This window comes from Mucilaginibacter koreensis (genome assembly GCF_054783355.1).
The window spans coordinates 2438048-2460599 of record NZ_BAAGQS010000001.1; the positions used below are offsets into that span (position 1 = coordinate 2438048).

The 22552-nt window shown below is 45.0% G+C and carries 23 protein-coding genes; 12 read left to right on the forward strand and 11 right to left on the reverse strand.

Annotated elements, in window-relative coordinates; all coding sequences use genetic code 11:
- Nucleotides 1-13 precede the first annotated feature (13 nt).
- Complete coding sequence (locus tag ACYVNW_RS11055; protein ID WP_460679926.1) at nt 14-2278, forward strand: TonB-dependent receptor; 2265 nt, start codon at nt 14-16, stop codon at nt 2276-2278.
- A gap of 51 nt (nt 2279-2329) precedes the next feature.
- Here ACYVNW_RS11055 and ACYVNW_RS11060 read toward each other — a convergent pair whose 3' ends face one another.
- A complete protein-coding gene (locus tag ACYVNW_RS11060) occupies nt 2330-3436 on the reverse strand; it encodes a hypothetical protein (protein WP_460679927.1) in 1107 nt (368 codons plus the stop codon).
- Between the two features lie 76 nt (nt 3437-3512).
- On the opposite strand from ACYVNW_RS11060, the gene ACYVNW_RS11065 reads away from it, so the two are divergent.
- From ACYVNW_RS11065 to ACYVNW_RS11085, 5 genes are all read left to right on the forward strand, one after another.
- Nucleotides 3513-4097, forward strand: a complete 585-nt coding sequence (locus ACYVNW_RS11065; protein ID WP_460679928.1) for a thymidine kinase — start codon at nt 3513-3515, stop codon at nt 4095-4097.
- A gap of 69 nt (nt 4098-4166) precedes the next feature.
- Nucleotides 4167-4457, forward strand: coding sequence for a putative quinol monooxygenase (locus ACYVNW_RS11070; RefSeq protein WP_460679929.1), 291 nt, complete (start codon nt 4167-4169; stop codon nt 4455-4457).
- A gap of 137 nt (nt 4458-4594) precedes the next feature.
- A complete protein-coding gene (locus tag ACYVNW_RS11075) occupies nt 4595-4981 on the forward strand; it encodes a response regulator (RefSeq protein WP_460679930.1) in 387 nt (128 codons plus the stop codon).
- 188 nt (nt 4982-5169) lie between these two features.
- Nucleotides 5170-6045 carry an AraC family transcriptional regulator gene (locus ACYVNW_RS11080; RefSeq protein ID WP_460679931.1) on the forward strand — a complete coding sequence of 292 codons (876 nt, stop codon included), beginning with the start codon at nt 5170-5172 and terminating at the stop codon, nt 6043-6045.
- Nucleotides 6046-6068: 23 nt separating this feature from the next.
- A complete protein-coding gene (locus tag ACYVNW_RS11085; protein WP_460679932.1) occupies nt 6069-7829 on the forward strand; it encodes a glycoside hydrolase family 9 protein in 1761 nt (586 codons plus the stop codon).
- A 67-nt stretch (nt 7830-7896) separates the two neighbouring features.
- Here ACYVNW_RS11085 and ACYVNW_RS11090 read toward each other — a convergent pair whose 3' ends face one another.
- On the reverse strand, nt 7897-8118 hold the full coding sequence (locus ACYVNW_RS11090; protein ID WP_460679933.1) for a hypothetical protein: 222 nt from the start codon (nt 8116-8118) through the stop codon (nt 7897-7899).
- A 130-nt stretch (nt 8119-8248) separates the two neighbouring features.
- Here ACYVNW_RS11090 and ACYVNW_RS11095 point away from each other — a divergent pair, with 130 nt between their 5' ends.
- Nucleotides 8249-9445 (forward strand): glycosyltransferase family 87 protein, encoded by a 1197-nt coding sequence (locus ACYVNW_RS11095; RefSeq protein WP_460679934.1) that lies wholly within the window; start codon nt 8249-8251, stop codon nt 9443-9445.
- A 129-nt stretch (nt 9446-9574) separates the two neighbouring features.
- The gene (locus ACYVNW_RS11100; RefSeq protein WP_460679935.1) at nt 9575-10441 is read left to right on the forward strand and encodes a glycosyltransferase; all 867 of its coding nucleotides are present in this window, start codon (nt 9575-9577) and stop codon (nt 10439-10441) included.
- A 10-nt stretch (nt 10442-10451) separates the two neighbouring features.
- On the opposite strand, the gene ACYVNW_RS11105 is transcribed toward ACYVNW_RS11100, so the two are convergent.
- Genes ACYVNW_RS11105 through ACYVNW_RS11120 form a run of 4 tightly spaced genes read right to left on the reverse strand, consistent with a single transcriptional unit; the run spans nt 10452 to nt 14191 of the window.
- Nucleotides 10452-11369, reverse strand: a complete 918-nt coding sequence (locus tag ACYVNW_RS11105; protein WP_460679936.1) for a glycosyltransferase family 2 protein — start codon at nt 11367-11369, stop codon at nt 10452-10454.
- 1 nt (nt 11370) lies between these two features.
- Nucleotides 11371-12174 (reverse strand): glycosyltransferase family 2 protein, encoded by an 804-nt coding sequence (locus ACYVNW_RS11110; protein ID WP_460679937.1) that lies wholly within the window; start codon nt 12172-12174, stop codon nt 11371-11373.
- Nucleotides 12167-12970 carry a glycosyltransferase family 2 protein gene (locus ACYVNW_RS11115; RefSeq protein ID WP_460679938.1) on the reverse strand — a complete coding sequence of 268 codons (804 nt, stop codon included), beginning with the start codon at nt 12968-12970 and terminating at the stop codon, nt 12167-12169. Before ACYVNW_RS11115 ends, ACYVNW_RS11110 begins: the two co-directional genes overlap by 8 nt.
- 51 nt (nt 12971-13021) lie before the next feature.
- The gene (locus ACYVNW_RS11120) at nt 13022-14191 is read right to left on the reverse strand and encodes a glycosyltransferase family 87 protein (protein WP_460679939.1); all 1170 of its coding nucleotides are present in this window, start codon (nt 14189-14191) and stop codon (nt 13022-13024) included.
- 909 nt (nt 14192-15100) lie between these two features.
- On the opposite strand from ACYVNW_RS11120, the gene ACYVNW_RS11125 reads away from it, so the two are divergent.
- Together ACYVNW_RS11125 and ACYVNW_RS11130 are read left to right on the forward strand one after the other, a co-directional pair.
- Nucleotides 15101-15682, forward strand: a complete 582-nt coding sequence (locus tag ACYVNW_RS11125) for a DUF922 domain-containing protein (RefSeq protein WP_460679940.1) — start codon at nt 15101-15103, stop codon at nt 15680-15682.
- An 80-nt stretch (nt 15683-15762) separates the two neighbouring features.
- On the forward strand, nt 15763-16014 hold the full coding sequence (locus ACYVNW_RS11130) for a hypothetical protein (RefSeq protein WP_460679941.1): 252 nt from the start codon (nt 15763-15765) through the stop codon (nt 16012-16014).
- A 4-nt stretch (nt 16015-16018) separates the two neighbouring features.
- Here the strand turns inward: ACYVNW_RS11130 and ACYVNW_RS11135 are convergent, their stop codons facing one another.
- From ACYVNW_RS11135 to ACYVNW_RS11145, 3 genes are all read right to left on the reverse strand, one after another.
- A complete protein-coding gene (locus ACYVNW_RS11135) occupies nt 16019-16471 on the reverse strand; it encodes a BLUF domain-containing protein (RefSeq protein ID WP_460679942.1) in 453 nt (150 codons plus the stop codon).
- A 201-nt stretch (nt 16472-16672) separates the two neighbouring features.
- The gene (locus ACYVNW_RS11140) at nt 16673-17128 is read right to left on the reverse strand and encodes a hypothetical protein (RefSeq protein WP_460679943.1); all 456 of its coding nucleotides are present in this window, start codon (nt 17126-17128) and stop codon (nt 16673-16675) included.
- Nucleotides 17129-17312: 184 nt separating this feature from the next.
- On the reverse strand, nt 17313-18443 hold the full coding sequence (locus ACYVNW_RS11145) for a TlpA family protein disulfide reductase (protein ID WP_460679944.1): 1131 nt from the start codon (nt 18441-18443) through the stop codon (nt 17313-17315).
- Between the two features lie 165 nt (nt 18444-18608).
- Here ACYVNW_RS11145 and ACYVNW_RS11150 point away from each other — a divergent pair, with 165 nt between their 5' ends.
- Nucleotides 18609-19592, forward strand: coding sequence for an amidohydrolase family protein (locus tag ACYVNW_RS11150; protein WP_460679945.1), 984 nt, complete (start codon nt 18609-18611; stop codon nt 19590-19592).
- 63 nt (nt 19593-19655) lie between these two features.
- Nucleotides 19656-20333 carry a hypothetical protein gene (locus ACYVNW_RS11155; RefSeq protein WP_460679946.1) on the forward strand — a complete coding sequence of 226 codons (678 nt, stop codon included), beginning with the start codon at nt 19656-19658 and terminating at the stop codon, nt 20331-20333.
- A 59-nt stretch (nt 20334-20392) separates the two neighbouring features.
- Here ACYVNW_RS11155 and ACYVNW_RS11160 read toward each other — a convergent pair whose 3' ends face one another.
- Together ACYVNW_RS11160 and ACYVNW_RS11165 are read right to left on the reverse strand one after the other, a co-directional pair.
- Entirely contained in the window at nt 20393-20791 is a 399-nt protein-coding gene (locus ACYVNW_RS11160) for a VOC family protein (protein WP_460679947.1), read from the reverse strand.
- A gap of 241 nt (nt 20792-21032) precedes the next feature.
- On the reverse strand, nt 21033-22367 hold the full coding sequence (locus ACYVNW_RS11165) for a carboxypeptidase-like regulatory domain-containing protein (protein ID WP_460679948.1): 1335 nt from the start codon (nt 22365-22367) through the stop codon (nt 21033-21035).
- Between the last annotated feature and the right edge of the window lie 185 nt (nt 22368-22552).

Here is a 22552-nt window from a genome sequence, read left to right on the forward strand (position 1 = left end):
AGTTCCTTTTTTAGTGAAGTTCCTTCTTGCTTTTTTATTATCTATCTTAACTTTCGCTACCGTATATGCACAGCATAACCAGGTAAGCGGCATAGTTACCGACAGCGCTTCGCACCTACCACTGAGGGGTGTAACTGTAATGCTAAAACCCAAAAATCAGACCTTCATCACCGATGAAAGCGGCCACTTTTCGTTTAAAGCCCCTATGTCAAATTCGGCTTACGTTTTATTGTCGGCTGTTGGGTACCGGCAGAAAAATATTCCTGTTACTGCCATTTCTACAAACCGCATTATTACACTGATACCTCAGCAAACGCAGTTGTCTGATATTTTAATTACGGTCTCAAACATCAACCCTTACAAAATCATCAGCGAGGCTGATATCAAACTGCGCGGCATTACCAACTCGCAGGAAGTGCTGCGTATAGTACCGGGCTTGTTTATAGGCCAGCACCAAGGCGGCGGCAAAGCAGAGCAGATTTTTCTGCGCGGTTTTGATAACGACCATGGCACCGATATTAACATGAGCGTAGATGGTATGCCGATCAACATGGTATCGCATGCGCACGGGCAGGGTTATGCCGACAGCCATTTCATCATTCCGGAAGTTATTGAAAGCACTACTTATCAGAAAGGGATGTACAACGCCGAAAAAGGCGACTTGGCCGTAACCGGCTTTGTGGATTTTCATACCATGGATGCACTGAGCAGTAATGTGATTAAAGCCGAGGCGGGCCAATTTAATACCTACAGATTGCTGGGTATGGTTAATTTATTGGGTAAAAATGCTAAGGCTAAAAATCAATCTTGGTACGCGGCATCGGAGTATCGGTACAGCGATAGTTATTTTGAAAATCCGCAGCACTTTAAACGGTTTAACTTTTTTACCAAATACCATGGGCAGCTTAATGCCAGCAATTGGCTTACCTTGAGTGCCTCTACTTTATACAGCAAGTGGGACGCCTCGGGCCAGATACCCGAAGATGCTGTAAACCGCGAACTGGTTAGTTTTTATGGTGCGCTTGACCCAAATGAAGGCGGTGAAACTTCGCGCACTAATGTAAACTCACAGTTACTGACCACGCTTTCCAATAACGATGTTATTAAAAACCAGCTGTATTACTCACGCTACAAATTTAACCTACGCAGCAATTTTACTTTCTTTCTGGAAGACAGCATCAATGGTGATGAAATTAAGCAGCGTGAAGCAAGAAACTTGATAGGCTACAACGGCAGCTATACACACGAAGGCTATTGGGGCAGCACCCGCCTTACTACCACCGCCGGTTTAACCGCACGTTTTGATGCCACTCAAAATTCAGAACTTTCGCATGTTACCAACGGCTATACGCTGGTAAACCCCATTAAGCTGGGCGATATTACAGAACTGAGTACCGGTGCTTATGCAAGCGAAATTTTTAAATTTAATACCCAATTCACTTTAAATGCCGGATTACGGTTCGATCAGTTTTATTACCGTTACAACAACAAACTGGCAAGTGATAGCACACTAAGTGGTGCCGGTGTTTACTCGGCCCGTAATAATACCATTAGCCCTAAACTCAATTTGTATTACCAGGCTACTGATAAGGCTCAGTTCTACTTATTCTTGGGCAAAGGCTTTCATTCTAATGATGCCCGTGTGGTGGTAGCCGAAAAAGGCTTGCAAACATTACCAGCCGCTTATGGTGCTGATTTGGGTACCGTTTTAAAACCAACAAAAAACTTAGTGCTCAACGCTGCCTTATGGTACAGCTATTTACAAAAAGAGTATGTGTATGCAGGCGATGGCGGCAATGTAGAGTTTAGTGGCCGCACCCGGCGAATTGGGGTTGATATATCTGCCCGTTACCAGCCGGTGCAAAGCATTTACCTGGATGCGGATGTAAACTATGCGCACGGTCGTTCTTTAGATGACCCTGCAGGAGAAGATTACATTCCCTTAGCCCCGGTTTGGAGCAGCACCGGTGGATTAACTTATATTTTCAAAAACGGCTTTAATGGTAGTTTGCGTTACCGCTGGCTGGGGCACCGCCCGGCCAACGCCGATTACAGCCTTACGGCACAAGGCTATTTCATTAACGATTTGGTATTGAATTACACAAAAAACCGTTACGAGATTGGCCTTACCGTCAATAACCTGCTTGGTATACGCTGGAAAGAAACGCAGTTTGAAACTTTAACCCGTCTGCGTAACGAAGCACCCGTAAATGGCATTGCTTTTACTGCCGGCACCAGGTTTACAGCGCTGCTGCATGTGAGCTATTTTTTCAACTAATAAAGATTTCTCCCCGCGGCAAAGCAGCAAACCTGAATTTCTACGCAGTACTTACTGGTCAAAGCGACGGTGCAGCAGGGCGTAAAATTTATCGGCAGTGGTTGTTTTACCTGCCCAGTTGTTTTTGGTGATGTAATCTGTTTTAAGCAGGCGGTCGGCCTCCTCAAAAGTTTTGCAGCGGTTTAAACGATCAATAGCTTCTTTGTAAGCCAGGTTGTAGCCATTAAACAGGTCTTTTACAAATAGCAATTTATCATTCAAATTTACGGCCGATGCAAGGTCACTTACCGGTTTACCGGCAGGCGCAGCAGATGAGGTTACAGGTTGTCCGCCATTACGCTGGGCAGATAAACGCTGGTTTAACGTTAAAGGCACTTCCGGCTGTACTTCAGTCGGCTCAGCGCTGGCTGCATCCGCAGTTACTTCAGGTTTTAAAGGTTCTGCCGGTTCGGCGTTCCCTAATCCTGATATACCTGCTACCGGTGCTGCCGGTTCTTCGGCGGTACGGCCACTGCTGATGCTAAAGGTACTTTCAGTTGCCGGCTCAGGCGTTTGCCTCACATAATTATACGTATCTGTTTGGCCACCTAAATCAATACTGGGCACAGGTGCCGGCTCGTTTACTTCAGCAACAACCGGGGGTGCTGGTTCGGTATTCTGCACCGGTTTGGGTTCCGGCTCAATTTGCTCCGGTTCAATTGGTCCTGCTTCAACTTCACCCGGTCCAATTAATTCTACTTCAATTGGTTCAGGTTCAACCGGCGCTGGCTCGGGCAGGTTAATTTCTTTGGGTTCGGGCGCTGTAACTTCAACTGGGGCCTCTTCAGGTTCCGGCAGTGCAGCTTCGGGTGCATCCTGCGGACCTTCGGTTATGGTTTGCACATGCTCCCATTGCATTACAGGTGCCGCAGGTTCTTCCGTTATCACCGGGGTGATAACCGGTAATTCGGGTGCCGGAGGCAATTCTTTAACTGGTGGAGCAGCATTGCATATTTTTCGCAGTATTTCGGCATGGTCGGCTAAAAAATGTGCATTGGCCACAAACAGCTCCAGCTCCAGTTGATTTAAATGCTCCGGTTCGGCTTGCATGTATTGGTATTGCTCACTCAGTTCGCTGATAATTCCGCCTATCTTTTTTAATACTTCCTGCTGCTTCATGGGGGTATATGTTGAAAACGTACCTCTTCAAAAATAAGAGATATTTCTGATATTAGCAGGCTGTAAATTGTAGCGCATGCTGTTTAGTGACGAGATATTTAAAAGAAGGGGTGAGTTGGGCGGAAGCGTGGAAGTAATCTGCGGCTCCATGTTTTCGGGCAAAACCGAAGAGTTGATTCGCAGGCTGCGCCGGGCGCAGATTGCCAAACTGCATGTAGAAATATTTAAGCCCAATACCGATACCCGCTACGATGAAACCGCCGTTGTAAGCCACAACCGAGATTCTGTCCCGTCATCGCCGGTTGAAAACTCGCAGGCTATTTTGCTGCTGAGCAGCCATGCCCAGGTAGTAGGCATTGATGAGGCCCAGTTTTTTGATGAAGAATTACCCCATGTATGCAATGTGCTGGCCAACCGTGGTGTGCGTGTAATTGTGGCCGGCCTGGATATGGATTTTCAGGGCCGCCCCTTTGGCCCGATGCCGGCACTGATGGCCATGGCCGAAAGTGTAACCAAGGTGCAGGCTGTATGTGTGAAATGCGGTAATCCTGCCTTATACTCCTACCGCCTGGTGCCCGATAATGCACGGGTGCTGCTGGGCGAAAAGGAAAGCTACGAGCCCCGCTGCCGCAGCTGCTACCAGGCCGATGGCCTGCTGTAGAATTTAATTCAGGGACTTTGAACAAATTGCAGGCACTGCAGGTTATATCCTCATTTAACAATACAGTTAATGGGAATAAAACTGATAGCCTTGTTACAGGGCAAGGCAGATGCCGAAGAAACAATTGAACTGGAATTGCAGCGCCTGGTAGAAGCTTCTGCAAAAGAAGAGGGTTGCCTGCAATATGAACTTTATAAAGATGGCAGCAAACGGTGCGCGTACGTAATTGTGGAGGACTGGGCCAGTGAGGAAGCCTTACAAAACCACAACGAAGCATCCCATCACAAATACTTTAAACGCATTGCCCCGGTACTGCTCGAAAAACCGGCCGAACTGCTTTTTCTTAACCGACTGGCCTGACTTTACGGCTTTGTTGACTTAAAATCTCTATTCATCAAAAACAAAAATAGAGATTTGTGTTGTTTAGTAATTATTGCTGATGAGCGGCACTTTAAACGCGCTGAGCATCATTTTTTGACGATACGATTTTTTAAATTATGGCCCGGAAAGTTTTACTTATTGAAGACGACAGAGACATCAGAGATACGATTGTGTATGCATTGGAAGATGCAGGTATGGAGGTGATTGCCTCTGACAATGCCCGTATCCTGAAATCACTGAACGAAATTAAGCCGGACCTGATTTTGCTCGATAACTGGCTAACCGACTGGAAAAGCGATGCCAACGGCCAGCAAATCAGTAAAGAATTAAAATCAAATCCTGCCACACAGCATATTCCTGTAATCATAGTATCGGCCGTGAGCAACATCCAGGAAATTACCAAAGCCGGCCTGGCCGACGGTTACATCAAAAAACCTTTCGAACTGGATGATTTAGTTAGAGTAGTGAACCAACATATAAACAACGCTGCCTCTAAAGCTTAACATCTCATTACTTATTCTAATCACACTTTCTACCTTCAAAGCGGTTCTGCTTTGGGATTTTAATTACGTACAGTAATTTATTAGTTGTTAAACTACTGACTTTCATTCATTTTGAGTTGCGGGCGGCTTGCATTTTAGTATAAGTTTTATAATTTCGTTGCCAACCAATTATAAACTTATTTAAACCTATGTCACTGCATGTGATGCATGAGATTACTCCGCTTACGCCCGGAGATTGTTTTACTGTGTTTGCGAGGCAGAAAACCATGTTTGATTTTCCGCTTCATTACCATGACGAATTTGAGCTCAACCTCTTGCTGGGCGCTGCCGGCACTAAGCGCATCATAGGCGACCATGCCGGGGTAATTGATGACTTAGAGCTGATACTGATTGGCCCTAACCTGTACCATACCTGGCTGAAACACCAGTGCCATAGCGCAACGGTTACCGAAGTTACCATACAATTTCCGAGTGATTTGCTGGATGAAAAATTTTTGCGCCGCAATCAATTAAGCGATATCAAAGCCATGTTTGATGCAGCCCGGCACGGATTAAAGTTTTCGGCCGAAACGGTGAATACACTTAAGCCACGGTTGCTCCAATTGGGTAACAGCAACGGCTTTGCCTCAGTACTTGAACTCATTACCATTTTACACGATTTATCGATTTCGCCCGGCAGGGAGGCCTTATCGGTAAGGGGTACACTGCAAGACAGATTGCTTTTTAACAGTCGGCGCATCGAAAAAGTGTATGAGTACATGAATACCTATTATTACCGCTCCATCACACTGGCAGATGTAGCTAAAATTGCCGGGATGCCCGAGGCTTCGTTCAGCCGCTTTATTAGGCGGCGCACGCATAAAACTTTTGTTGATACCCTGAACGAGATACGCCTGGGGCATGCTTCGCGCCTGCTGATGGATACCCAGTTAACCATAGCCGAAATTGCCCTGAAGTGCGGTTTTACCAATATTTCCAATTTTAACCGCCTGTTTAAACGCAAAAAGATGTGCATCCCTAAAGAGTTCAGGGAACTGCATACGGGCGGACGGATATTTATATAAATTTATACCAGCAACACCTCCACATGAAACTCATAAATCTCTATATAAATATTGGCTGCGCGCTCGGTATGTTACTGGCCGGCAGCGCAGCAAGGGCACAATCTGCTCACATCAGGCTAAATCAAATCGGCTTTTACCCCAATGCACCAAAGATAGCCGTCATCACCACAGGTAATGTTCAAAGTTTTACGCTGGTTAATTCAACAGGCAAAACCAAGTATACTGGTCGGCTTGTGGTTTCCCCTACACCAAGCCTGGCTGGTAAAACCGTTTACTTAGCTTATTTTTCGGCATTTCATCAGCCCGGTACATATACATTGCATCTGGCCGATGGCAGCGCCTCTTACCCTTTTCGCATTGCGGCGCAGGTGCACCGCGGGGTAGCTGCCGGCAGCATAAAAGCTTTTTATTATCAGCGGGCCTCGGTGGCTTTGCCTGAGCGCTATGCCGGGCAATGGCATCGTGCCGAAGGGCACCCGGACAATGAAGTACTGATACATCCATCGGCCGCGAGCAGCAGCCGGCCCGAGGGCACGGTCATTGCCTCGCCGCGCGGCTGGTACGATGCCGGTGATTACAATAAATACATTGTAAACAGTGGCATTACCATGGGCACAATGCTGTCGCTGTATGAAGATTTCCCTGCTCATGTTAAAGCCCTGAAACTGAACATTCCGGAAAGCAATAATGCCGTACCAGACTTGTTGGATGAACTATTGTGGAACCTGCGCTGGATGCTTACTATGCAAGACCCTGCCGATGGCGGTGTGTATCACAAGCTCACCAACGCAGCTTTTGATGGTATGATTATGCCGGATAAAGCCACCAAACCCCGTTATGTGGTGCAAAAAAGCACTGCAGCCACACTTGATTTTGCTGCGGTAACTGCACAGGCTGCACGGATATTTAAAGCATACCAACAACAATTGCCCGGCCTCGCCGACTCGTGTATGTGGGCATCTGAGCTGGCCTGGCAATGGGCAGTTAAAAACCCCAAAGTGCTGTACCGGCAGGAAGAAATGAACCAGCATTTTCAGCCAGCTGTAAGCACCGGTACTTATGGCGATAACGATGTACAGGATGAATGGATATGGGCAGCCTGCGAACTATACATCAGCACTCAACAGGATCAGTATTTGAAAGCGGTTAATATCATCCCCGATGATCAAATGCCTATCCCATCCTGGGGTCAGGTGAGATTACTAGGTTATTATTCCTTGTTGAGAAATAAAAATCAACTAACTGCAGCAGGTAAAGCACCGGTGGCCCGGCTCAGTAAACAACTAATTGCCCTGGCCGATGGCATGGTTAAGCATAGCAAAGCCAGCGCTTACCAAACCGTAATGGGCCGTTCGGTAAAAGATTTTGGTTGGGGTAGCAACAGCGAAGCCGCTAACCAGGGTATAGCCTTGCTACAAGCTTACCGCCTCACGCACCAGCAAACGTATTTAAATGCAGCGTTAAGCAATCTGGATTACCTGTTGGGCCGTAATGGCAGTGGTTATGCTTATGTTACAGGCTTTGGCAGCAAAACACCTATGCACCCGCACCATCGTCCGTCGGTAGCTGATGGCGTAACAGCGCCAATACCGGGCCTGCTGGCAGGAGGCCCCAACCCGGGCATGCAAGACCATATTCAGGTGCCAAGTATCGTACCCGATGAAGCTTATATCGATGACGACCGCGCCTATGCAGTTAATGAAATTGCCATTAACTGGAATGCGCCTTTAGTATATTTAGCCAATGCAATAGAGGCCCTGCAACAACAGTGGCATCATCAATAAAATAAGGTACTTAAACAAACAGGCCCGGCTTTGCAAAGCCGGGCCTGTTTGTTTAATAATATCAGGATTACTTTTTAGTAGTATCAGTAGCATTGGAGTCCAGCCGTGCAGCTGCGTTTGAATCGGCGGCCATGGTACCCGCCTTGTGGTTAAGGGCCGATGTAGAATCCATACGATCGCGGTCTAACATGGTCGAATCTTGTTTTTCGCCGCTAACGCCGCCTTTACAGGCGCTTAGTATACTCACTGTAGCCAACATTACTATGGCTGCTTTAAATCCGTTTTTCATACTTTGTTGTGTTTGTCGCTTAATGTTATTAAGTAATAACTTTGGGTTTTGTTTGCTTGTACAGCTCCACAACAAGGCCATTTTAATTTCCTGCATAAAACACCTATATTTGCAACATTCCTGTTACAAAATGTTGCTTAAAAAATCCATTAATTCCTTTAAACTGGTGTGCTTGCTATGGTTCGCGGTGTCGGTAGCCATGTGGGCATTCAAGTATTTCAACAATCGCTATAATAACTATCTCATATTTAAATACGTTTATTACCATACTGTTGCCCATAAAAACCTGTACAATTTTTATCCGCTCGAGTATGGCGACTCCAATCACTATGGCCCGGTATTCAGCGTTGTAATTGCGCCTTTTGCCTTATTGCCCGATGCCGCAGGCTTACTGTTATGGAACTTAATGAACGCTGGGTTGCTGCTTTGGGCTATCTCTTTACTCCCCATTACCAACAGGCAAAAAACATTTGTAGCACTACTCAGCTCCCTCGAATTTGCAGCAGCAGAACATTATATCCAATTTAATGCGGTAATTACCGCCTTCATCATTTTCAGCTTTATACTGGTAAATAAGCAAAAAGATCAATGGGCTACATTATTTATTGCTTTGGGTACGCTGATTAAGCTATACCCCATTATTGGCCTCGCATTTTTCATGTTCTCAAAGCAGAAAAAGAGGTTTATAATTTCAGGTTTGTGCTGGATGGCGCTGTTCTTTGTATTGCCAATGCTGATATCGAGCCCACAGTTCGTGGTGCAATCCTACGCCGACTGGTATGCTTCCCTGCATGAAAAGGTAGGCTTAAACATTGATTTCTCCAGTTCGCAGGATATATCAGTGATGGGCACCTTCAGGCGGCTAACCAATAATGTGAACTTGCCTAACCTGCCTTTTGTTATTGCCGGTGCCGTGTTGTTTGCTGTTCCTATGTTCAGGTTTAGTCAGCATCAATCTGTCACTTTCAGGTTATATGTACTGGCAACCGCACTGCTTACCGTAGTGCTTTTCAGCAGCGGTTCCGAACATCCTACTTATATTATTGCAGCCGTGGGTGCTATGCTGTGGCTAATGTTGCAGACCAAGCCTTTTAGCGGCTATAATTTGATAGTGCTTATTTTATTCCTGCTCATTACAGGCCTGGGGCCTACCGATGCTTTCCCGAAAACCATCAGGCACGAGTACATTAATAAATATGTAATGAAAGCCTGGCCATGTATATTGATATGGGCTACCATTTGCTGGCAGCTATGGTTCAAAAAGTTCAACATTGTGGTAAATAAGCACCAGGCCGAATTACCGGTGCTCCATTCATTAGCTTCCTGAGCTTTACACCACATAAAAAAATGTGGGTATGCTATAATTATCCGCAATTAATTGAAATTTGTTGCAAACAAGCAATTGCAGCATGCTTAGGGCAGCTAAACTGCTATATCAGGCTTGTTTAGTTTCTGAATGATATCAATAATTATTTCATCTGCTAATGCAGCGCAGCTTCACCAGGTTAAACAAAACATAGCTCAAACTATTGGTGTGCCTTATGAAGTGATTGGTATTGATAATAGTACCGGCAGCAAAGGTATATGCCAGATTTATAACGAAGGCACCCGGCAAGCCGCATACGATCTGATATGCTATATGCACGAGGATATAGAACTGCTAACACCGGACTGGGGCGTATATGTTACCGAAACGTTTAAACAACATAGCCGCCTGGGCGCTTTAGGTGTAGCCGGATGCAGCTACAAAACGGTCGCGCCATCAGGTTGGGTAGCTTATGGGAACCTCAAAATATTGCATTATAATTTAATGCAATCTTATAAACACACCGCAAAAGCCACCGAGCATTTGCACCATAATTCTACCCAAACACAACTGGCCAAAGTAGTTACACTGGATGGCGTATGGATTTGTGCCCGTAAGTCTGCAGCTTTAGCTTACCCTTTTGATGAGCAACTGCTCACTGGCTTTCATGGTTATGATATTGATTTTACTTTGGCTCTTAGCCGGCATTACGATATTGCAGTAACCTATGAGGTATTGCTTCGCCATTTTTCGGAAGGGCGTTTTGAGGCCGAGTGGCTGGCAGCAACATTGCAGGTAGCTGATAAATATAGAAAGCACCTGCCCCTCTCCACTATCTCTTTAAGTAAAAAGGAGCAGGCAGATATTGAAGTTAAAACGGCTAAGCATATTATTTTAAAAATGTTGGAAGCCGGCTATTCAGCAGCAAATATCAGAGCCGAGGTATGGAAGTTGAAAGGGACACTTAATTTATTTAAGCGGCTAAAATTATGGAACTATACCCGCAAAAAAGCTTAATTATTGGGGTTTAACTGACCTTAATACCCCTGGCGTATTTATATGCAAAGTTGAAGAGCGAAAATCCCGTTCTGTTTTTGGCGTTAAATAGCGAATGATAATGCTGATACACCAACTTCAATAAAGGCACAGACAGCCGCCCCTCCTGTTTTAACATCAAAGCTGCTTTCAGCTCACCGATGAATGTGCGGTCTTCGGGCTTCAGGTTTTTATAGTGCTCCATTTCAACCATCATATCTAAAATCACAGCAAGGTTATGCTTATTCATCTGAGCTGCATTTTTTTGCTGTTCCTGCTGAATTACGGATGCGGCATGTACCCGGTAATGAGTTAATGCTTTGTTGAGATAAGTTATTTTATGGTGATAAAAGGCAATAAAGCCCATCCACCAGTCATAATATCCTTTTTGAGGAAAGGGTAAAATGTAAGCTAACAACTCCCGTTTAAATAGCGTGGTGTGCCCGGTTACCCAGTTTTGCAGCAGCATACCCCTATAATTGCTTTTTTCAAAATTAAAACCGTCCAGCAATAGTGTGGGCAAGCGTTCACCCTCCGGACTCATATTAACAGAGTTGGAAAAAACCAGCCAGTTATCTCCGATATGAGCTAAAAGCAGCTCCAGTTTATTTAATTCCCATATATCATCCTGGTCGCTTATGGCAATGTACTCTCCTGTGGTTAAAGATAGTGCCTTTTCAAAATTACGGTTGAAGCCTAAATTATGCTCGTTCTTGATGCACCGTACCCGCTTATCCTGCTGCGCGTAAGTTTGCGCCAGTTCGAAGGTACGGTCGGTTGAGCCATCATCTACAATAACAAGCTCTAGGTTTGTATGGGTTTGGTGGAGTATACTTTCAATTTGCTCCCGCAGATACCGTTCACCATTGTAAGTGCACATGGCTACCGAAATTAAAGGCATTTCACTCATGTTACAGGTATTGGTTTAAGCCGTTGGGGCAATATACTGTTTTGTTTTTTACGGCATCCTGCAATAGCTCATCATTACGGTTCAAACCGGAACGCGATTTTTCCGGGTGATAAATATGATATACTACACCTCCAAACTTAATTACCCGCTTTTGCAGTCCGATGTTCAGCAAGCGAATGGCAACCTCGTTATCTTCACGGCCCCAGCCTGAAAAGTCTTCGTTATATCCGTTTACGGTTACTAAATCATTCCTCCAAAAGGCCATATTACACCCACGCATAAAATAAATATCATTAATGCGGTAGCGGGAGGCCATGTAGTTTCTTAGCCATAAATTACGAATGCCATTCGAGCGGTTAGACATTCCCCCGGTAAAAAGGCTCAGTTTAACTGAACCCGATTGCAACAGCCTGGCTGATAATTGCGGATTAAGCACCACCCGGCTTCCGGTTACAAAGGTACCAGGGGCCGCAAACCGGGCATGGTCACGTATAAAATGCGGATGCAGTATCAGGTCGCCGTCTACCTGGATGATATAGCTCCCTTTTGAAGCGGCAATGCCTTTATTACGTATACGCGCCAGCTGGAAGCCTTCATCGGGTTGCCATACATGCACCAGTGGTACCGGAAAATCCTTTTGAAAGCGCTGTATCAGTTCAGTAGTTTCGGCAGTTGAGCCATCATCAGCTATAATTACCTCTGCAGGCAGCTGGCTTTGGTTCAATACGCTTTTTAAGCACAGCTCCAGCGCCTGCGGCCAGTTATAAGTGGATATATTTAAAGAAATGTCGGTTAACTTATTCATAATTTAAACACTGGCTATAGCCATCGGCACATACCGAAATATGCTGCGCTTTAATGTGATTAATTTTGCTCCGCTGCTCGAGGGCACTGTTACGATGATCGCCGGAGTGGTGCAGGTGAAACTGTACCGCCAGCAGCTTTACCGACTTTTTTACCAACCCGTAGTTAATCAGGCGGGTAGCCAGCTCCTCATCCTCGTGGCCCCAGCCTGCAATGGTATTATCATACCCGTTAACTGCTGCAAAATCGGCTTTCCAAAAAGCAAAATTACTGCCCCGCACCTGTCTTGATGATTTTTCCTTTTTAACCATCAAACTGCTTAACAGCGGTAAGCGTAAAGCATTAAAACGGTGCTCAACCCCTGCTGAAAAAGCATTTAATTGCGCCCGGCCTTGCTGTAATAAAGCCTGGGTTTTACCGGCTGTCAGCATTCCGCGGGTTCCGCGTATAAAAGTACCCGGTTCCCTGATATACAAATGGTCGGCAATAAAATGCCTGTTCAGTATCACATCGCCATCAATCTGAATGACATAGTCAGACTGCGACCTGCTAACTGCTTTATTTAATATGATGGTTTTTCTGAAACCTTCGTCTTTATGCCACACGTGGTACAAGGGAACAGGGAAACCGGCTTGAAATTGCTTAATCAGCGCAGTAGTTTCCTGGCCGGAACCGTCATCTGCTATAATTACTTCATCGGGGAGCTGCGTTTGCCCGGCTACGCTTTGCAGGCAAAGTGCTAACGCTGCAGGCCAGTTGTACGTTGAAATTAGTAAAGAGCACTTGCTTTTTGCCATGCATTACGGTTTGTGCAAAAATACAGAAATATTTTTAGCGACTGGCTTATGCTAAGTTAAGGCTACCTGTGCGTTGCTGTCGCCAAACTTGCGGGTCCAGCTTTCGTACACAATTTTGAGCCAGATGATAAAGCAAGGCAAGGCCTTTAAAGCATAGGGCTTTACATAATGCTTATTGATGTACTGAGGAAATAAATCGGACGGCGAAAAACTGGTGAGCACGAGGGCAAACACCAGTAAAAATACCTCGAACCTGGCTACCGGGCGCTGCAGGTTCTGATACCAGATAGCCACGCCGGTAAAGGCAATAATATAAGTAGGCGACTCGGAGCCGGTACTGAATATAACTGTAAAAATTAAGGTGGAGGCCAAAATTAGCAACTGGTAAGAGCGATTTTGAAAATCTTTTATCCTGATGTAAGAGGATAGAAATACAAGCACAGCAATCAGCAGTACCCAGGCATCTTTAAAAGCCGGGTAGCTAAAAATACGGCGTATCATACCCATTACGCATATATCCTGCATGGTTGAGGTGGCATTGGCCATGTTTTTTTCGGTGAGGCTATGGTACCAGTCTACATAACTTTCGATCACAAAAGCCGGAGACGAAAAAAGCATGGGCAGCAAAAACAGCGCTATCCCCCAAAACAATACAGACAGGGTAAACTTTCCTTTTTGCCTTGAAAAAAAGAAAAACGCCAGCCCCACAATACCATATAATTTGATAAAAGTGCCCAGCACAATAACAAATGCCGCCCAAAAATCCTGCTTTTTGCTGATGAGGAGGTATGACCATACAATGAGGGCTGCCATAGAGGGATTGAACTGCACGTTGTAAGACGCCGTCATTAGCTCATGGGCACACAGCAAGATAATGATGGTACGCTGCGGCAATGAAAAAGGCAACTGCTGTATCACATAATACAAAAATGCAGTATTCACCATTACCCACAGCACCGCTGCCACACCATCAGGCAACAAGGTAAACGGACTGATGACCAACGCAAACAGCGGCCCGTAATGGTTGGTATCGGCAAAATGCTCGGGCTGCGGTATATACAGGTTGATACGGCTCACCAAGTTGATGAACGTATATTTATAAATAAGGTAATTATTGATGTTATGCCGTGCGGCTTGCTTAATTACCGCAAACAGGCTTAACCCGAACCATAAAAAAGCAACAACATATCTATTGGTAAAAAATCGGGCTAAACGGGTCATTCATCAAGAGTATTTTCAAATATACAAATACAGGCTTAAATTTGAAGTGATGGCATAAACGGAGCCTCGGGGTATATTGACGAAGTGGATCTGTCAACGGCTTTTTAGCAACTGCTGCCCATATGTTTAAGGCTTTGAAAATTTTGAAGCACAGCACAATAATGAGGTGATTAAAATTGTAAGAAGGCACCGCTACGGGATATAACAGATATTAAAAGCAGAACGCTCAAACCCCTATAAAAGCAAAACGGAGACCGATCTCTGTTCGAAATGGTCTCCGTTTCTTAACTTCTTCGCTAACCGTAGCTGGCGCCGAAGCATCAATAACGTTTTCTCGTATTTAACCGACCGGCTTTATTTGCTAACTCGCAGCATTTACTCACCTGGCCATAGCAAATTGCACTATTTTCCGTAGATTACGGTGCTTGCCATACCTCTTTTAAATCAACTCCGGTAATTTAACTCCTTTTGAATTGCAACAACTTGATGATTTTGCACTTGCGTGAATGTTCATCCTGCCGTTAGCTTCAATTCCTGCGCTCACTTGCATGAATTCAGGTTTTGCGGTGCCAGTGATTTTCCGTAGCCACTTAGAGTTGTCCCTTGATCTTTAGTTCGCCCGAAGGGTCACCCGATTCAATTTCTGTCACTCAAGGCTGTCAAAGTACGTCGTTCTTGATAAATGAAATATCGGATAAAAAATATATACGTGTCAAGTAAAAAATGAAAAATATTTTCTTTTTTACTTATATCATTGATTATCAACATAATAATTTTTTTTTAAAATTATATACAATAGGGTTATTCACATTTCAATCACACAAAAATTTCAGATTTTTCCTTCAGCCAAATCGACATTTTGTTTTTTAAGAACATGCAACTATATTTAGCTCACCTGAACTTAAAACTATGCCTAAAATATTGATCCTGTTCCTGTTTACCACTTTTGGGGCTCTCAACTACACCTATGCGCAGGATGAGAACAAAAAACCCTGGGATGCTACGCAGCCATTGCAATGGTCCGACTTTCAGGGCGAGGTTGATGGCACGAGCCCGTTTACGGCATGGACTTATACCGGCATCAGTTACACCTGGAAGGTTCAAATTGATCCACAAACCGCACCCAAATTTTCTTTTACGGTATTTGGCTATATGGATAAGTCAAAATCATGGCTGCGCGAAGGCCGGCCAACTGAAGGCTTGCTGGCACACGAACAGCTGCATTTTGATATTAACGAATACTTTGCCCGTATGCTGCTCGAAGCGTTAAAAACTTCCACCTACTCTACCACTAACTACCGCGATGAAATTAAGCAGGTATATGACCAGATTATGAAAGTGCGCCGCGAAACTCAGGAAAATTACGACAGGCAAACTGAGCACTCTAAAAATAAAGCATACCAGGCTGCCTGGGAGGAGCATATGGCTAAACTGCTCAGTTCGCCCATTCAACTGGATAATGCGCCCGCTAAAAATGCTTCGGCTCCATAAGCTAATCTACATGCGTTTATTTACGGTTGCCAATTGCTATAACCGGCAAACAACTACAGCAGGTTGCGCTTTTTACAATAATGGATGATGTATTTTTACTACCGGTAACTTATAAAGGCGAGGAACTGGAACTGGAAACCCAGCTACGCCCCTGGGGCTACACTTACCGCTTTGAGGTACAGGTAAACGGCATACCCGTACAATTTGAACCAGACGAGGAACGCAACTACCGCGCCCTTATTGACCCCGAGCAGGTAGAGGCCAAAGGCAGCCAACTGAGCATTGAATTATTACAGGCCATAGCGCTGCAACTGGCCACTTTACATGGGTAACAGTTCAGCGTAGCTGCTCATTAATCTGGTAAAAAGATTTTAAGTAATTAACCGGCTTATGCACACCGGTGAGGCGCCTATTGATTTCTGTGCTGTTGTTTAAGTTGAAATAGCCAGATGTTAATGCAGCTTCGTCTGCCGCTAATATTTTAAATCCCATGCTCCAGGTGGGGAAATTACGCTTGTTGGCGCTGGCTTCATCCAGTACCTGTATTTCATGATGCCGGTTATCCTTGCTAATGCTGGCAAATACGGCGGCTACTGCCTGCTCCTCACCTTCTATTACCTGCATAAAACGCCCTTCGGGCTGGTTGCCGCTGTTGCGCGAGGCGTAGAGCAGCATACCGGTAATTCCCATAGCCAGGTTATGCGTTCGTGCCTGCACCAGCAAATCAGCCAGCTGCACTTCGCTCATGGGCTGTACCGCCTTGCTGATGTAGATCAGGTAATAAATCATGGCACTTGCAAGGTATATTTTTTTAGGATAAGGCAGTCTATACCCCATGCTGTAGCATGAATATTACAATTAAAGAGATTTGTCTCTTCTGCAGATTGACCATAACTCTTCACCTGAGCAGCCGGATATACAGGTATATTCTTACACACCTATTAGCCTTGATAATACATAAACCATGACATCTATTTACCTCACTTTAATCTACTTGGCTTTAAGCCCGGCCTGGTCAAGATACTTCTTTTGCATAGCCAGCACCTGATCAGGCATTTGATTCAAAGCTTTGTATTCATTCATCAACAGTGCGTAGAGAGCGGCCTTTTTATCGCCACCGGCCGAGAGCATGGCTTTGGCAGTAATGCCATACTGTTGTATCTTACCAAAGTAACCCAGCACACTTTCATGAAAGTTTTTGGCCGCATCACTTGGCTTAAGGTCCTGCATGTTTTGAATATCCTGCCGGGCATTGTTTTGGGTGTTCTCTGCTTTCATGTTTAATGAGATCAGATCACCTGCATCGGCATGTAAAACCTTAACCGAGTCGGCAAAAGATTTTTGCACGTCATCAATCTGCCGCATTTCGTTTAAAAACAAATCGGTGGTCTTTTCATTGTAAGCCAGCTCCTTGTTTGAACAGCCATAAAATACACATGCAGCCATAGCGTAAAAAAGCAAGCAAATCAGTTTCATAAAAAATTGACTTATGATTTCATAACACCGTAAAAGCTCAAAAGTTATATTACTTGACTCCTTTTGCTTGCGGCATTTACTGTTAATCCATTTTTCAGCTTACTTTCATCATTATTTACTTGCAGTTGGCGCTTTGACATTAAATAAACCTGTGCTATTTCATGCTGTCAATCTTAGCGGTCAATTCGCCTTTCAGTTCTTTGTAAAAACCGCTATATGATTGTGCAATCTGCCCCTGTTTATCTACCAGGTAAAAAGCCGGGTAACCTGCATAAGGGTAAATTTCACGTACAGATTTATCGGTGGTAAAGCTTGGGGCTTTGGAAGGAAACTTGTGCCCATATTTGGTAATGGCCGCCCTATCATCCAGCGGGTAAATACTGGCCAGCACCACATCGGTACCGGTATATTGCGCTGCCAGGGCATCCATCATTTGGGTAGCGCCTACACAGTGCGGGCAGCCAATCCAGGTAAAGTTGAGTAGTACGGTTTTGCCTTTTAGGTCAGACACGCGCAGTTCCTTCCCTTTTAAATCATACAATTTCAGTTCGGGTGCTGGGGTGCCCTGGGTTAACCAGGCCACAGGCTTACGGGGTGGCGGCAGCTTAAACCCTGCCGGAACCGAGGCCAGCGACAAATCGGGAAAATGAGTATCATCAAACTTCAGATTCTGATAAGCATGCAGTTCGGACAGGCTGAATTGAGAACCATCATCGGCCTGGCCGCTAAACTCATCCCTGATCATCACAGGCAAATCTGTTTTCTTGTCTACGATGTAATCGGCATGGGAGAAAGTGCGGATCTTATTTTTCAATGAATCAAAAGCTGTGTAGCGAATATGGCTGTAGCGAACGTTACGGATTATGGTATCGGGCAATACACTCAACTTTTGAGGCGTTTGCTGATATTTTTCGAGCTGTTTAACATAGTACGCCAGCGTACGCGAGTTTTGCCCGGTAACAGCCTCACTGCTCAATTCGTAAGTACTATCAGTAAGATAAAGTTTAACATGATTGCGACCATCATAGGCATCGCGCGCTGTGGGGATAGATAGCCGGTAGTACCCACCTGTTTGCGCCTCACCGGGCATAAAGGCCACCATGGAGCGAACAGTATCGGTATAAGGTTTATCCTGAAAGGAGAAGCGGGTAGTCACCAAATCGGTATAGGTGGCGGTGCGGTGCGCTTTGAGGCGTTGCAATGTACGAGCCAGCGGCTGCTGCGCGTTTACTGTTGCCGAGCAGGCCAGCATCATTACTATACTCAAGGAAAAAATTGCTTTCATACGGAAAGGGTGTAAACCGTAAATGTAAAATAAAACTGGTTAAAAGCCAGCCCTTTAATGTTAAATTATGTTAAGGTGAATGTGGATAGCAAATAGTTAACAGCAACCCAAACACCACGGCTTACCAATAGTTAAATTTGCTTACAACAGGTAATATAATTAACCATGAAAATAGTCACCTTAGAAGAACATGTATCATTTCCGGAAATGACGGATTTGTTACCACCCGATATACAGCAGAACAGAAAACCATCAGCTGCCGCTATGCAAATGATGCCTAAACTTTCCGATATCTCCGGCGAGCGTTTAGAGAGCATGAACGCATCGGGTATTACCATGCAGGTGCTTTCGGTTGAATCTACCGATGTAAATTTATTAGGCCCCGATGCAGCCCCGTTCTTTGCTGCCAGGTATAATGATTTACTGGCAGCTAAAATAAAAGATCATCCGGACAGATTTACAGCTTTTGCCCACCTGCCCATGCCAGCACCGGATGCTGCTGCCGATGAGCTGGAGCGCACCGTAAAAACCTACGGCTTTAAAGGTGCCATGATCAGGGGGCACACAAACGGCGAGTTTTTAGACCATCCGAAGTTTGACCCCATATTTGCCAGGGCCGAAAAGCTGGGTGTACCCATTTACATTCACCCCGGCTTGCCGCCGCAACCCGTTATGGATGCTTATTACAGCAACATTGGTGATAAAACCGGCCCTTTTGATGCCATTGCCTGCTGGGGTTGGGGCTGGCACTCAGAAACTGCCATCCATGTGCTGCGCCTGCTGGCGGCAGGTACATTCGACAAATACCCGAAGTTAAAAATCATCATCGGCCATATGGGCGAAATGCTGCCGATGATGTGGGCACGGTCTGAACGGGCATTCAGCCCCGGTGCAGGCGGCACCAACCAGCGTACAATGGCCGATACGTTCCGTCAGCAGCTTTACATCACCACCAGCGGCTTCTTCACCCAGCCGCCTCTGCAACTGGCTTTAGATACCATTGGCATTGACAATATCTTATTCTCGGTAGACTACCCCTTCAGCAACAACCAGATGGGTATTGATTTTTTGAACAACACCCGGTTACCGCATGACCAGCTGGAAAAGCTCGCCTATAAAAATGCTGAACAACTACTAGGGTTGAGCTAATTTAATGGGCTGTGGTTGTTTGAGCAGTAACCGCAGCCCATTAAATTATCATTACTTTTAACCATGCTTAAATCCATCTTCCTTACCTTAACATGTATAGTCTTCTCGCTATGCTTAAAAGCACAGCCATTTGTGATTGGTGGCCAACATTATACTATCCCCCGGTTTGATACCGATACGGTGGAACTTACCAACGGTTGGGCAATGGCAAGTAAAATGCTGCCACCTGTCCGCTCGTCGAAGGATGATATAGAGATCAGAATTCATATGGGCACGGTGTGGCTATCGGAGCCGGAAACCTTGCTGTGCATTCGGGGCAACCGGGATAGTTTGACAGCTACGGCTTACGAAGTTCATTTATTCCGTGCACCTGAGCCATCCGGCCAGTACCATAAACTACGTATAGACAGCACCCATAATCTATTCTATAAAACGCGGCGCATAAGCAATACCCCGGCGCTTCATGCGCTCTTACACCGGCTCATTGAGCACCACTTGTTCACCTACCAGGATGAAATGCACATCATTAAAGCTTTGAATGAGGCAGGCGTTCAACCCACCACGCATACCACCATGGATGTGTACACCGATAACCTGGTAGAAATTAATTTGCAAGGCAAATACCACAGCTTTTATTACAACGAGCAAAACCACACCCTGTACCCCAAGCGCAAAGAACTGGCCTGGAACAGAAAGATGGGTGCAGATGTGAATAATTTGCTGAAGCTGATTAAAGATTGATTTTACTTTATGGCCTGCGGTTGGTGCTCACACTAAACGCAGGCCATAAAGCCTTTTCTTTACAACCCGAATTTCTGACGTGCTTCGGGCGTAACCGGAGTGAAGAAATTGACCAGGTTACCATCCGGATCGCGGAAGAGCAGGGAGCGGTTACCCCAGGGCATGGTGGTGGGTGGCTGTGCAATTACAGCAGCGGTAGCCTTCACCTTTTCATAGGCGGCATCCACATCCGGTACCCTGAACTCGATAATGACGCTCCTGTTACTGCCGGGCGTCATCAGCCCTTCTCCAAACAGGGCCATTGTTTCTGTACTGCCGATGGCTAAGGTAGCGGTAGCGGTAACCACTTCGGCAAACTGCCCGGTATACCAGGTGGCTGTAATGCCGGTAACTTGTTCATAAAACTTCACCAGGGAGCTAATCTCTGCGGTAATAATTCTTAAAGATGTTAAATGCATGGAAAATTCACTAAATGTTTTAAATCATGACAAAGATGAATTCCTTTAGTGACAACCTTATGTCAGCAGGAAAGCGGAGGCATAATTAAAGTTTATTTTTGCCAGCAACGGTGTTATTGCCTATTATGCTTTTATTATTTTAGGGCAGGGCAATTTAAATCAATGAGGGAGGGGTTGTCCTTACTGCTACCGGATTACCACCAACACCTTTTCAACTAAATTTAATTAAGATTTAGTTTATTCACTGAATATCAGTATCAGGTTGGTAGTCAATGGGCAGCAGATCGCCGAGACGCAGGCCGGCCCAGTAACGCTCCACTTTTAAACTCATGGGATTAACCACAACGCCGTTCCGGTCAAATACAACATGCCCGTCAACAACAGAAATCAAGCTGGCCATTTTGTCCATTTCAGGCGTAGGTGTAAATGACTCGGCATAGCTGTAATTACGCCCTTTGGCACTTACTGCGAGTTTTTTAGGAATATTTTTAATATAAGTAACGTACAGCAAGTTTTTAAACGAGCAGGTATCGCATGTGAACCTCTTTTTGCCTTTTACACCGGGCACACTTATATTACCCCACTTTTTAATATAATTGCTATCGGTATTCAGCTTCAGTGCATATAAGCCACTTTGGTCGGTTAACTGCACCAAATTGCCTGCGCGCATCTTTGTGGTATCAAGTACTTCAATGTACCGGGCCTGCCTGAACATCGTATTCCAATATAGAAGCGAATCCCGGTATTCCCTGTTGTATTTGCTACTATATAAACTTATTTTCTCTTTAATTTTAGCATCTGCTGCCCGGTTTTTGTTCAATACTCTGGTATCTGTAACTACCAAAAAGCCCGGCTCTTCTTCCCTGCTCACCGCATTACCAATTACCGATCTGAAAAAATGCTGCAATGAACCCGTATACGCCTCTAATCGCTTTTTTTTCCACTCCAAACGCTGCTGCTCGCTACCTTGCATTTCTTCAAATAAAACATAGCCTACGTATGACAGGATTTCTGCATTTTCATTACGTTCAAAATCCTCAACCAAGTATTTCAAACGGTAACCCAGGGCCTGGTTTTCAATAATCATAAAATCAGAGGTGTAGCCCGTAAGTTTATTTTTACGCTGATCAAAATTAAGCTGTATTACTTTCGGATTCATAATTTGGCACTGCCTGCCAAATTTAGAAGTACCCAGTATTTCCTGCTTGAACATATCCAGGTACTTATTTTCCGGCTTTTTGGTAGTTATAATCTGCACTTCATTTAAAGCCGTAGTTCTTTCGTTTATCAAAATTGCAGGCACCTTTATGTCAGCTTGTACATTGATGGAAACCTTATTGGATTTAAAGCCGACCATAGAAACAACAAGTTCATAATGTCCGGCCCGCAGCTTAGAAATTACGAAATTTCCGTATGAATCTGTTTTTGTGCCATAACTTGTATTATTTACAAACACAGTAGCCCCCTCCAGCGGTTTGCTGTCTGCTGTGTTCAATACCCTGCCTGATATCTTGAATTGTGCAAACAACAAGGTGGAAGTCAGTAAAAAGAGTAAGGTAAAACAGGTTCTTTTCATTGCAGCAATCTATTAATATAAGTTACAATAAACAGTATTTAACGCAAAGGCTTTGCTCTAAACCTCCACGCTGGTGCGAGTTTACAACTCGTACCCCTTTGTGAAGATCAATCAAAAGAGCGGATATACTTACGTGGTCACGAGTTGCAAACTCGCGCCAGCATAGGGGACACGAGTTACAAACT